General features: G+C 59.4%; 10 protein-coding genes and 1 pseudogene. 5 read left to right on the top strand and 6 right to left on the bottom strand.

Annotated features, from left to right (window positions below; all coding sequences use genetic code 11):
- Positions 1–748, top strand: a 748-nt coding sequence (locus AC1DH9_RS01045; protein ID WP_477807671.1) for an aspartyl/asparaginyl beta-hydroxylase domain-containing protein, incomplete at its 5' end; no start/stop codon positions are given.
- A gap of 96 nt (positions 749–844) precedes the next feature.
- Here the strand turns inward: AC1DH9_RS01045 and fba are convergent.
- The 6 genes and pseudogenes from fba to tkt all read right to left on the bottom strand — a co-directional run bounded on the left by fba (position 845) and on the right by tkt (position 7,017).
- Positions 845–1,909 carry a class II fructose-bisphosphate aldolase gene (gene fba, locus AC1DH9_RS01040; RefSeq protein ID WP_019694035.1) on the bottom strand — a complete coding sequence of 355 codons (1,065 nt, stop codon included), beginning with the start codon at positions 1,907–1,909 and terminating at the stop codon, positions 845–847.
- A gap of 253 nt (positions 1,910–2,162) precedes the next feature.
- On the bottom strand, positions 2,163–2,495 hold the full coding sequence (locus AC1DH9_RS01035; protein WP_442114412.1) for an MliC family protein: 333 nt from the start codon (positions 2,493–2,495) through the stop codon (positions 2,163–2,165).
- Positions 2,496–2,554: 59 nt separating this feature from the next.
- On the bottom strand, positions 2,555–2,776 hold the full coding sequence (locus AC1DH9_RS01030) for a hypothetical protein (RefSeq protein ID WP_427533408.1): 222 nt from the start codon (positions 2,774–2,776) through the stop codon (positions 2,555–2,557).
- 34 nt (positions 2,777–2,810) lie between these two features.
- Entirely contained in the window at positions 2,811–3,974 is a 1,164-nt protein-coding gene (locus AC1DH9_RS01025) for a phosphoglycerate kinase (RefSeq protein WP_427545153.1), read from the bottom strand.
- 25 nt (positions 3,975–3,999) lie between these two features.
- Positions 4,000–4,893, bottom strand: a pseudogene (locus AC1DH9_RS01020) (glyceraldehyde 3-phosphate dehydrogenase NAD-binding domain-containing protein); the annotation flags it as partial.
- A gap of 126 nt (positions 4,894–5,019) precedes the next feature.
- The gene (tkt, locus tag AC1DH9_RS01015) at positions 5,020–7,017 is read right to left on the bottom strand and encodes a transketolase (protein ID WP_477807670.1); all 1,998 of its coding nucleotides are present in this window, start codon (positions 7,015–7,017) and stop codon (positions 5,020–5,022) included.
- A 273-nt stretch (positions 7,018–7,290) separates the two neighbouring features.
- Here tkt and AC1DH9_RS01010 point away from each other — a divergent pair, with 273 nt between their 5' ends.
- The 4 genes from AC1DH9_RS01010 to AC1DH9_RS00995 all read left to right on the top strand — a co-directional run bounded on the left by AC1DH9_RS01010 (position 7,291) and on the right by AC1DH9_RS00995 (position 11,827).
- Complete coding sequence (locus tag AC1DH9_RS01010; protein WP_145014398.1) at positions 7,291–8,286, top strand: ArsR/SmtB family transcription factor; 996 nt, start codon at positions 7,291–7,293, stop codon at positions 8,284–8,286.
- Between the two features lie 18 nt (positions 8,287–8,304).
- Positions 8,305–9,495, top strand: coding sequence for a methionine adenosyltransferase (metK, locus tag AC1DH9_RS01005; protein ID WP_477807669.1), 1,191 nt, complete (start codon positions 8,305–8,307; stop codon positions 9,493–9,495).
- A gap of 157 nt (positions 9,496–9,652) precedes the next feature.
- On the top strand, positions 9,653–11,335 hold the full coding sequence (ligB, locus tag AC1DH9_RS01000; RefSeq protein ID WP_427547166.1) for an NAD-dependent DNA ligase LigB: 1,683 nt from the start codon (positions 9,653–9,655) through the stop codon (positions 11,333–11,335).
- A 96-nt stretch (positions 11,336–11,431) separates the two neighbouring features.
- A complete protein-coding gene (locus tag AC1DH9_RS00995) occupies positions 11,432–11,827 on the top strand; it encodes a DUF1090 domain-containing protein (protein ID WP_427547169.1) in 396 nt (131 codons plus the stop codon).
- Positions 11,828–11,932: the final 105 nt, after the last annotated feature.

Genomic DNA, 11,932 nt, shown 5'->3' with positions numbered 1-11,932 from the left:
TCCGGTAGCCGCTCTTTGGTTTGTTATTGTGCTCTGTGTTTGCGGCATCTATGACTTCCTGCGCAATGGCATCTTCGATACCGAGATCATCAAAAAGTATTTTATAGGTGGCGGCCGCAATACATGGTTGCTCGCGCCCCTGAATACCATTTTCGATCTGCTGTCCAAGCCAAGCCGTTATGTTTACAAGTTGCGCGAGCTTCCCGAAAGCCATCAGCAAGACATCAACTACGTGATTGAAACCGCGATGGCTCACAAGGAAGAGATCATTGCGTTCCTCGATGCGCGCATGGCCCAGAAAAAGCGTGGCATGTTGTTCTTCCAATGGTATGGCCGCAAGATCGATACCGAACTCAATATCCCCGCACTTCAGAAGAAACTGCCTTATATCAAGACTATCGGCGTATCGGTTTTCAATGAAAACCAGTCGACATCCTTTCACTTCGGGCCATTGCGCATGATGTACCGCGTGCTCTACAACATCATGCCCGCCGCTCATCATGACGGTGTGTACATTCAAGTCAGGAAGAAAAAACACTACTGGCACGATGATCCGCTGTTCATCTTTGATGACACGCTGCTGCACGCCTCCTTCAATAAGAACGACGCCAAGCGCTACTGCCTGTTTCTCGACATACTGCGCCCGTCCTGGGCTTCTTTTATCCTGAACGGCATCGTCGCGTCATTTGCAGGAGTGGCGTYCGCCTTGCGCCGATTCTTTTACAAAAACTGGAAACTTATTCAGTAAGAGCAACGGAAAAAGCCGGCTTACTCCATGGCGATCACCCAATAAAAAACCCGCCTCTCGGCGGGTTTTTTATTCGTGCAATTAAACGTTCAGGTCTTAGTTAACCTTGGCGTTCAACTCACCTTTCAAATAACGCTGGAACATCGCTTCCAACGAGATCGGCTTGATCTTCGAAGCATTACCGGCAGTCCCGAACGCTTCATAACGTGCAATGCACACGTCGCGCATGGCTGTTACGGTAGCGCCGAAGAATTTACGTGGATCGAACTCGCTCGGGTTGGTGGCCATCAGGCGACGCATTGCGCCGGTGGAGGCCAGACGCAGGTCGGTGTCGATGTTGACCTTGCGCACGCCGTGCTTGATGCCTTCGACGATTTCTTCAACCGGTACGCCGTAGGTTTCTTTGATATCGCCGCCGTACTGGTTGATGATCGCCAGCCACTCTTGCGGTACCGAAGAAGAGCCGTGCATCACCAGGTGGGTGTTCGGGATGCGTTTGTGGATTTCCTTGATGCGGTCGATGGCCAGTACGTCGCCGGTGGGTGGCTTGGTGAACTTGTAAGCGCCGTGGCTGGTGCCGATGGCGATGGCCAGGGCGTCGACCTGGGTGCGCTTGACGAAGTCAGCGGCTTCTTCCGGGTCGGTGAGCATTTGGCTGTGATCGAGCACGCCTTCTGCACCGATACCGTCTTCTTCACCGGCCATGCCGGTTTCCAGCGAACCCAGGCAGCCCAACTCGCCTTCTACCGATACGCCGCAGGCGTGAGCCATGGCTACGGTTTGTTGGGTGACACGGACGTTGTAGTCGTAGTCGGTCGGGGTCTTGCCGTCTTCGCCGAGGGAGCCGTCCATCATCACCGAGCTGAAGCCCAGTTGGATCGAACGCTGGCAGACGTCAGGGCTGGTGCCGTGGTCCTGGTGCATGCACACCGGGATGTGCGGGAATTCTTCGATCGCCGCCAGAATCAGGTGACGCAGGAATGGCGCGCCAGCGTATTTACGGGCGCCGGCCGAAGCCTGGACGATCACCGGGGAGTCAGTCTTGTCAGCGGCTTCCATGATGGCGCGCATCTGCTCAAGGTTGTTGACGTTGAAGGCTGGAACGCCGTAGCCGAACTCGGCTGCGTGGTCCAGCATCTGGCGCATGCTGATAAGTGCCATGGTGTGTGTCTCTCCCGGTTGAGGGTCGTTAATCGTGCAAGCCTGCCGTAGCGGCGGCTGCTATTCAAGTTAATGCAGATCGGGGGTTAGGCCGGCCTGCGAATTCGGTGTTGCATCAATCTCGAGTACTTGCACAGACCCACTTGTGGGAGCGAGCCTGCTCGCGATAGCGGTAGCTCAGTCACATCATCGTTAAATGTGCCGCCCTCATCGCGAGCAGGCTCGCTCCCACATTAGGTCCGTGGTGTATCAATTACTTGGCTTTACAGCCCCGGCCGATCAAATCGTTGGTGGCGACCCAGTACACCAGGCCTTCCTCACCTTTGACGTGAAACGCCAGTTTGTCATCGCTGTACAGCGAACCACTGCCTGCCGGTTCMAGCTTCAAGCGGTGCACCTGATCGTCACCACCCAGGCGCACGTCAACAGCTTTGTGGCTGTTGTCAGTGTAGTGCCAGAGCACTTGAGCCTGGCTGTCGCAAACCCAGGTCGTCCACGCATCAGGCGCGGGCGACGACGCGAACGGGTTCATAGTGGCGCAACCGGCAAGTAGCGCCAGCGACCCCACGGCTATCAAGCCTTTCATCCATTTTCCTCGGCAGTCGGCACACGCCAACTGCGCTGGGTATCAGTGAGTCAGACCGGTCAAGGGCAACCATGTTCCTTGGCCGGGGTCCGTGTCTCGTATTTATCCAGGCCATCCGGCCCGGAACGCTTGTTGAGCACCGGGTTGGTTTCGGCTTGCCAGTCGGCCTGGTAACAGCCTTTGTCCGGCGCGCCGGTATCCGATTCCTGCGCGGCTTTCGGGGTGCTCCCGCAGCCGGCCAGTACACCCGCTGCGAACAATGTCGCTAACATCTTGACCATGTAAACACTCCTTTGCCTGGCCAATGGATGACCCTTAGGCCTTTGCCCGGCTTTCCAGGACTTCAACGGCCGGCAGCACTTTGCCTTCGACGAACTCGAGGAACGCGCCACCGCCGGTAGAAATGTAGGAGATCTGCTCGGCAACACCATACTTATCAATGGCTGCCAGGGTGTCGCCGCCGCCCGCGATGGAGAATGCCGAGCTGTCTGCGATGGCCTGAGCCAGGACTTTGGTGCCGTTACCGAACTGGTCGAATTCGAATACGCCGACCGGGCCGTTCCACAGGATGGTTTTCGACGACTTCAGCAGTTCAGCGAAGTGCGCCGCAGTCTGTGGGCCGATGTCGAGGATCATGTCGTCTGCTGCTACGTCGGCGATCAGCTTGACGGTCGCGGTCGCGCTTTCAGCGAATTCCTTGGCAACCACCACATCGACTGGTAACGGCACGCTGACTTTGGCAGCGATGGCACGGGCGGTGTCCAGCAGGTCTGGCTCGTACAGCGATTTGCCGACCGGGTGACCGGCAGCGGCCAGGAAGGTGTTGGCGATACCGCCACCGACGATCAGTTGGTCGCAGATCTGGCTCAGGCTGTTCAGCACGTCGAGTTTGGTCGAGACCTTGGAGCCGGCGACGATGGCCGCCATTGGCTTGGCCGGGGCGCCCAGGGCTTTGCCCAGGGCGTCCAGTTCGGCAGCCAGCAACGGGCCAGCCGCAGCGACTTTGGCGAACTTGGCCACGCCGTGGGTCGAACCCTCGGCACGGTGAGCGGTGCCGAAGGCGTCCATCACGAACACGTCGCACAGGGCGGCGTATTGCTTCGCCAGTTCGTCAGCGTTCTTTTTCTCGCCCTTGTTGAAGCGCACGTTCTCGAACAGCACGATGTCGCCGGCCTTGACGTCAACGCCGCCCAGATAGTCGGAGACCAGCGGCACTTCACGGCCCAAGGCCTTGCTCAGGTAGTCAGCGACTGGCTTGAGGCTGTTCTCGGCCGAGAATTCACCTTCGGTCGGACGGCCCAGGTGCGAGCAGACCATCACCGCCGCGCCTTTTTCCAAGGCCAGCTTGATGGTCGGCAGCGAGGCCAGGATTCGCGCATCGCTGGTGACAACACCGTCCTTGACTGGGACGTTGAGGTCTTCGCGGATCAATACGCGCTTACCTTGCAGATCGAGGTCGGTCATCTTCAACACGGTCATGGGTCGCATTTCCTGGATAGCTGTTTTAGAGAGCAGTTTTTTTAGAAGCAGAGAGTTCAGAAACAGAGAGCTTGATAGCGGTTTGCAGATAGTGTCCTGCAACATCGAGCATTCGGTTGGCAAAACCCCATTCGTTGTCGAACCAGGCCAGCACGTTCACCAGCCTTGGGCCGGAAACGCGGGTCTGACTGGCATCGACGATCGCCGAATGCGGGTCATGGTTGAAATCACAACTGGCATGAGGCAACTCGGTATAAGCCAAAAGCCCCTTGAGCGGGCCATAGGTGGCAGCCTCGCGCAGGATCCGGTTGACTTCAGTCGCATCGGTGTCAGTGACGGTTTGCATCGTGATGTCGAGGCACGACACGTTGACCGTCGGCACGCGTACAGCTTTGGCCTGAATTCGCCCGGCAAGTTCCGGCAGCAAGCGTTCGATACCACGCGCCAGGCCGGTGGACACCGGAATCACCGACTGGAACGCCGAACGGGTGCGGCGCAAGTCTTCGTGGTGGTAGGCGTCGATGACCGGCTGATCGTTCATCGCCGAGTGAATCGTGGTGATCGACACGTAGTCCAGGCCAAAGGCCTGATCCAGCAGCCGCAACAGCGGCACGCCGCAGTTGGTGGTGCAGGACGCGTTGGACACCAGCAGTTCATCGCCGGTCAGGCACTCCTGATTGACACCGTAGACGATGGTGGCGTCGACATCCGCTTCGCTGGCCATCGGCTGGGAAAACAGCACCCGCGGGGCGCCCGCGTCGAGGAAACGCTGGCCGTCTGCGCGCGTGTGGTAAGCACCGGAGCATTCAAGCACCAGATCGACACCCAGAGACGCCCAATCGATGCCTTCGGGGGTGGCACTGCGCAGGACCTTCACGCAGTTGCCATTAATATGCAGACAATCGCCGTCAACCCTCACCCTTCAATCCGGTGTTGCCTGAACCAACGCTATCGCGAGCAGGCTCGCTCCCACAAGGATCTTCACCGACCCTGTGGGAGCGAGCCTGCTCGCGATGACGTCAGATCAGACGACACATTTTCTGGATCAGTCTTCCAGCAGCTCTTCAGCCTGACCCAGGATGTTTTCCAGGGTGAAGCCGAACTCTTCGAACAAGGCAGGCGCAGGCGCCGACTCGCCGTAGGTGGTCATGCCGATGACGCGGCCTTCCAGGCCCACGTACTTGTACCAGTAGTCCGCGTGTGCGGCTTCGATGGCGATACGGGCGCTGACCTGCAACGGCAGAACCGCTTGCTTGTAGCCGGCATCCTGAGCATCGAACACGCTGGTGCATGGCATGGAAACCACGCGCACCTTGCGGCCCTGCTCAGTCAGTTTGTCGTAGGCCTGAACGGCCAGGCCGACTTCCGAACCGGTGGAGATCAGGATCAGCTCAGGCTCACCCGCGCAATCCTTGAGCACATAACCACCACGGTTGATCAGTTCGATCTGCACCGCGTCACGGGTTTGGTGCTGCAGGTTCTGACGCGAGAAGATCAGTGCCGTAGGACCGTCTTTACGCTCCAGGGCGTTCTTCCAGGCCACTGCCGATTCAACGGCATCGGCTGGACGCCAGGTGTCGAGGTTCGGCGTGCAGCGCAGGCTGGCCAGTTGTTCGATTGGCTGGTGAGTCGGACCGTCTTCGCCCAGACCGATGGAGTCGTGGGTGTAGACGTGGATCACACGCTGCTTCATCAGGGCGGACATGCGCACTGCGTTGCGGGCGTATTCCATGAACATCAGGAAAGTTGCGCCGTAAGGCACCAGGCCACCGTGCAGGGCAACGCCGTTCATGATGGCAGTCATGCCGAACTCGCGAACGCCGTAGTACATGTAGTTGCCGCTGGCGTCTTCAGCGCTGACACCTTTGCAACCTTTCCACAGGGTCAGGTTGGAACCGGCCAGGTCAGCCGAACCGCCSASSATTTCCGGCAGCAACGGGCCGAACGCGTTCAGGGCGTTCTGGCTGGCTTTACGGCTGGCGATGGTTTCGCCCTTGGCTGCGACTTCAGCGATGTAGGCCGAGGCTTTTTCAGCGAAGTCTTCTGGCAGCTCACCGCTCAGACGGCGGACCAGCTCGTTGGCCAGCTCCGGGAATTCCGCGGAGTAGGCAGCAAAACGCTGATCCCACTCGGCTTCGACAGCGCGACCGGCTTCCTTGGCATCCCACTCGGCATAAATGTCGGCCGGGATTTCGAAAGGGCCGTAGTTCCACTTCAGCGCAGTGCGGGTCAAGGCGATTTCCGCGTCACCCAGTGGGGCACCRTGGCAATCTTCCTTGCCTTGCTTGTTCGGCGAACCGAAGCCGATGGTGGTTTTGCAGCAGATCAGCGTCGGTTGCGCGCTTTTGCGTGCAGTCTCGATCGCGATCTTGATCTCTTCCGGGTCGTGACCGTCAACGTTGCGGATCACTTGCCAGTTGTAGGCTTCGAAACGCTTTGGAGTGTCATCGGTGAACCAGCCTTCGACTTCGCCGTCGATGGAGATGCCGTTGTCATCGTAGAAGGCGATCAGCTTGCCCAGGCCCAGGGTACCGGCCAGGGAACTGACTTCGTGGGAAATGCCTTCCATCATGCAGCCATCACCCAGGAACACGTAGGTGTGGTGATCGACAACGTTGTGACCTGGACGGTTGAACTGCGCTGCCAGGACTTTTTCTGCCAGGGCAAAACCCACGGCGTTGGCCAGGCCCTGACCCAATGGGCCAGTGGTGGTTTCAACACCCGGGGTGTAGCCGAGTTCCGGGTGGCCGGGGGTGCGGCTGTGCAGTTGGCGGAAGTTTTTCAGGTCATCGATCGACAGGTCGTAGCCGGTCAGGTGCAGCAACGAATAAAGCAACATCGAGCCGTGACCGTTGGACAGGATGAACCGGTCGCGGTCGGCAAACGATGGATTGCTCGGGTTGTGCTTGAGGTAGTCACGCCAAAGCACTTCGGCGATATCCGCCATACCCATAGGGGCACCGGGATGGCCGCTGTTGGCTTTTTGCACGGCATCCATGCTGAGGGCACGAATGGCGTTGGCACGCTCACGACGGCTGGGCATCGCTGTTCTCCTGCGGATTCTGAATCGAGAGTGAATAGAATGAAACGGAAAAAAGGCGAGCATTTTCCCTCACCCGGACGCCTCGGGGCAATGACAGATAGTCGATCCGGGGCGTTTTTCCTGTGGATAAATGCGGATTCGTCTGGTGAAACCTTTCCGCGCTTCGTTTGTAGAGTAAAGCGCAGCCCAAGAAGTGCCACCCATCGAGCAATATCAAAACTTTTTGATATTGACCTTGCGGGTATTTCGGCGGATCACTAGACTGCTGGCCTTATGAATTTACGCGTGCCTTCCATTCGCCACGACGATTGCGATGAGCTGGCGGCCTTGTGCAAGGCCGGCGGCGATCCGTTGCGGCTGAACGTTTTACGCGCACTGGCCAACGATTCATTCGGCGTGCTGGAGTTGGCGCAAATCTTCGCCACCGGCCAATCGGGCATGAGCCACCACTTGAAGGTGCTGGCCCAGGCCGATCTGGTAGCAACCCGCCGTGAAGGCAACGCGATTTTTTACCGTCGCGCCCTGCCCCACACCGAATTGCTGGGCGGCAAGCTGCACGCGGCACTGCTCGACGAAGTGGACAACCTGACCCTGCCCAGCGACGTGCAGGCGCGGATCAGCCAGGTCCATGGGCAACGAGCCGCTGCCAGCCAGGACTTTTTCTCACGGGTTGCGGAAAAGTTTCGCGCCCAGCAAGACTTGATCGCCGGCTTGGCGCAGTACCGCGAAAGCGTGCTGGCCCTGCTCGACAAGCTGAGCTTCAGCGAAGGCGCCACTGCGATTGAAGTCGGTCCCGGCGACGGCAGTTTTTTGCCGGAACTGGCGCGCCGATTCAGTCAGGTCACGGCGCTCGACAACAGCCCGGCGATGCTCGAACTGGCGCGTCAGGTCTGCGAACGTGAAAAGCTGGCTAACGTCAGCCTGCAATTGGCCGATGCATTGGATGGCGTAAGCCTTGAGGCCGATTGCGTTGTACTGAACATGGTCTTGCACCATTTCGCCGCGCCAGCCGATGCACTCAAGCACATGGCCGGTTTGCTGCAACCAGGCGGTAGCCTGTTAGTGACAGAGTTATGTAGCCACAACCAAAGTTGGGCCAGGGAGGCCTGCGGTGATCTTTGGTTGGGGTTTGAACAGGACGATTTGGCCCGTTGGGCCACCGCTGCGGGACTCGTTCCCGGGGAAAGCCTCTATGTAGGCTTACGTAATGGTTTCCAGATCCAGGTCCGCCACTTTCAGCGACCGGCTGGCGACACTCACCATCGGTAAATTCAGGAAAACATCGAGATGAGCGAATACTCCCTCTTCACCTCCGAGTCCGTGTCTGAAGGGCATCCGGACAAAATCGCCGAMCAGATTTCTGATGCGGTGCTGGACGCCATCATTGCTGAAGACAAGTTCGCCCGTGTGGCGTGCGAGACTCTGGTGAAAACGGGCGTGGCGATCATCGCTGGCGAAGTCACCACCTCGGCCTGGGTCGATCTGGAAGACATCGTCCGTAACGTGATCCTCGACATCGGCTATAACAGCTCGAATGTCGGCTTCGACGGCGCGACCTGCGGCGTGATGAACATCATCGGCAAGCAATCCCCCGACATCAACCAGGGCGTTGATCGTGCCAAGCCTGAAGACCAGGGCGCCGGCGACCAGGGCCTGATGTTCGGCTACGCCAGCAACGAAACCGACGTGCTGATGCCAGCACCGATCACCTTCTCGCACCAACTGGTTCAGCGCCAGGCCGAAGCCCGCAAGTCCGGCCTGCTGCCTTGGCTGCGTCCAGACGCCAAGTCGCAAGTGACCTGCCGCTACGAAAACGGCAAGGTTGTCGGTATCGACGCCGTTGTACTGTCGACCCAGCACAACCCGGAAGTATCCTACAAAGACCTGCGCGAAGGCGTAATGGAACTGATCGTCAAGCACGTGCTGCCTGCCGAGCTGCTGTCCAAGGACACCCAGTTCCACATCAACCCGACTGGCCAGTTCATTATCGGTGGCCCCGTGGGCGACTGCGGCCTGACCGGTCGCAAGATCATCGTTGACAGCTACGGCGGCATGGCCCGTCACGGCGGCGGCGCGTTCTCCGGTAAAGATCCATCGAAGGTTGACCGTTCGGCTGCCTACGCCGGTCGTTATGTGGCCAAGAACATCGTGGCTGCCGGCCTGGCCGAGCGTTGCGAGATTCAGGTTTCCTACGCCATCGGCGTCGCTCAGCCGACTTCGATTTCGTTGAACACCTTCGGCACCGGCAAGATCAGCGACGACAAGATCGTCAAACTGGTCCGCGAAGTGTTCGACCTGCGTCCATACGCAATCACCACCATGCTCGACCTGCTGCACCCGATGTACCAGGACACCGCTGCGTACGGCCACTTCGGTCGCACCCCGGAAACCAAGACTGTGGGTGACGACACGTTCACCACCTTCACCTGGGAAAAAACCGACCGCGCTGACGCCTTGCGCTCTGCGGCTGGTCTGTAAGACTTCCTGGCGACACAAAAAGCCCCGCACGGTTCGCCGTGCGGGGCTTTTTCATGGGCGCTGATCCGGCCTGGACACACCCTGAAAACTACCTGTGCTCGCAAGCCTCCCTGCTGATCTAGCCTTCAGGCATCCCCCTCGAGCAAGGATGCTCATGATGCCGCCCACGCTTCGCCTGTTGATGGGTTTCTGGTTGATCGTTGCCTGCCTGAACGCCAACGCCAATAGCTGTCCCGACTGGCTCCCCAGCCGAGCCCAGGCCGAAATCACCGCACTGCAAGAGCAAATCGAGCACTGGGACGACAGCTATCACCGGCAAGGACATTCACTGGTCGCCGACGAAATCTACGACCAATCCCGTGCCCACCTCAACGCTTGGCGAGAATGCTTTGGCGGGACCACAACACCCGAGAATCCGTTGCGTGCCGCCCGCGGCACGGTGACCCATCCGATTCCCCACACCGGCCTCGAAAAGCTCATCGACGGTCGTGCCGTCGAAGCCTGGCTCAAGACACGCGACGATATCTGGGCTCAACCCAAAGTCGATGGCGTTGCAGTCACGCTGATTTACCGTGAGGGTCAGTTCCAGCAGGCGATCAGTCGCGGAGACGGTATCAACGGCCAGGACTGGACAGCCTCGGCGCGCAAGATCGCCGCGATCCCTCAGCAACTGCCGCAGCCACTGGATTTGCTGCTGCAAGGCGAACTCTATTGGCGCCTGACGGATCATGTGCAAGCCCAACGCGGCAGCCTGAACGCCCGTAGCACCGTGGCCGGGTTGATGGCCCGTAAAGAACTGAGCCCCATGGACGCCAACGGGATCGGGCTATTCGTCTGGGACTGGCCGCAAGGTCCGGCCAGCTTGCCGGAGCGCCTGGTCGCCCTGAAAGCACTGGGCTTCCCTGACAGTGAGTTCTACAGCCAGCCCGTCAGCGCATTTGCCGATGCTGAGCGTTGGCGCGATCACTGGTATCGCACACCCCTGCCGTTTGCCAGCGACGGTATTGTCTTGCGTCAGAGCCAACGTCCRGCGGCAGAGCGCTGGGAGGTGAAAACACCGTTCTGGAGCGTGGCCTGGAAGTACCCTTTCGCCCAGGCGTTGGCTGAAGTGCGCAAGGTCAACTTCAAGATCGGGCGCACCGGGCGCATCACCCCGGTGCTCGAACTCGCTCCGGTCATGCTTGATGACCGACAGATCAAACGTGTCAGCGTCAGTTCGCTGCAGCGCTGGCAGGCCATGGATATCCGCCCCGGCGATCAGGTCGCCATCAGCCTTGCCGGGCTGACCATCCCACGACTCGACAGTGTCGTGTTGCGCAGCACTGAGCGGCCTGAGGTGAGCGTACCGCGTGCAGAAGACTTCCATCACCTCAGCTGTTGGCAACCGACACCGGGCTGCGAAAGCCAGTTTCTCGCACGACTGATCTGGCTCAGTGGCAAGCAAGGCCTCGCGCTGCGCCATATCGGCCCCGGCACCTGGGAAAAACTGATCAGCGCCGGACGCCTCAAGGGTTTGCTCGATTGGTTGACCCTCGACGCCCAAGAGCTTGCTAACATTGACGGCTTCGGCGAGCGCAGCACTGTCCGCTTGCTGAACAGCCTGCAAAGCGCCCGGCAACAGCCCTTTTCACGCTGGCTGAAAGCTTTGGGGCTGCCGCCCACGGGCGAGGCCAGACTTGCAGACTCATGGCATTTACTGGCGCAACGAGACACTGAGCAATGGCAGACCGAAACCGGAATCGGCCCGGGGCGCGCGGCGCAGTTGAGCGCATTTTTCCGCGACCCGCAGGTGCTGGCCTTGAGCGAACAATTACACGCTGCCGGAATAGACGGCTTCTAGCTATGCAGAGAGCCGGCAGTTTTGAACCCAATGAGTATCGATGCGCTCCAACAGCCCATCTGCTGCCGACCTGATGATTTTTTAAACGGAGCCTTTATGAAATTTCTTTCACCGCTCGTCATGCTGACCCTTTGTGGCGTCATGACGGCACCGCTGATGGCTGCCGAAGAAACTCCGCAACTCACTGGCTGCGCCGCCAAGCGCCAGTCCATCAGCAACCAGATCGAACAGGCCAGGGCCCATGCCAACGCCGGGCAACAGGCGGGCCTGGAAAAAGCCCTGAGCGAAGCCACCGAGCACTGCAACGACGCCTCCTTGAAGAAAGAGCGCGAGAACAAGGTGCTCGACGCCAAGCACGAAGTCAGCCGCCGTCAGGCCGACCTCGACAAGGCCATGAAACAGGGCGACGCCGAGAAAATAAACAAACGCAAAGACAAACTCGCCGAGTCCCGCAAGGAATTGCAGCGAGCGCTGGATGAGCTGGATAAGTAAATCCGAGATCGATGAGTGCAGCAGCTTTTGTGGCGAGGGAGCTTGCCCCCTCTCGGACGCGTAGCGTTCGCAGCCCGGCTATCGCGATTTCCCGGGATAATCGCG

It is taken from the genome of Pseudomonas sp. 05T35 (assembly GCF_056396605.1).
The sequence above is the reverse complement of the archived record's forward strand: the minus strand, read 5'-3'. Positions and strand labels throughout refer to the sequence as shown.